This is a genomic window from Gluconobacter thailandicus F149-1 = NBRC 100600, from assembly GCF_000964465.1.
Lineage (GTDB): Bacteria > Pseudomonadota > Alphaproteobacteria > Acetobacterales > Acetobacteraceae > Gluconobacter > Gluconobacter thailandicus.
Window position 1 is genome coordinate 1 of record NZ_BANH01000190.1, and the last position, 422, is coordinate 422.

At 54.7% G+C, this 422-nt stretch carries 1 protein-coding gene; it reads right to left on the reverse strand.

Annotation, left to right across the window (positions count from 1 at the left end; all coding sequences use genetic code 11):
• Nucleotides 1-261, reverse strand: a 261-nt coding sequence (locus B7444_RS16265; RefSeq protein ID WP_048855259.1) for a plasmid mobilization protein, incomplete at its 3' end; no start/stop codon positions are given.
• Nucleotides 262-422 lie beyond the last annotated feature (161 nt).

Below are 422 nucleotides of genomic sequence, written 5' to 3' on the forward strand. Positions count from 1 at the left end.
TCCGGCATTCAGAGCACGAGCGATCTGATTGAGATTGTTCCCGATGGCTGAAAGCTGTCGGGACAGGCTGGTCAACGCGGATGCAACTTCGTCTGGCGGCCTTCCTGTCAGGCAATGTTCTCGTAGGAGTGTTCTCACGTAACGCGATAATGAGACACCCTGACGAGCGGCTTCAGCAACGGCTTCGCCATGTTGATCATCAGGAAGCCGGACACGAACATCACGTTTGCGGCCCTGTGCAGCAGGTGATCTTTTGACCATGGTCAGCCTCCGCCATTCGGCTGGTACAAAGGGGGTCCACGGGGGAACGAAGTTCCTCCTGGCAAGATGGCGATTGAGGAATACAAAGTATCCGCAGATCGCCACGGCTTGCTCTACCAATGTAGCCAATCTGAATGCTTACCGTCGGAGCCTGAATTTTT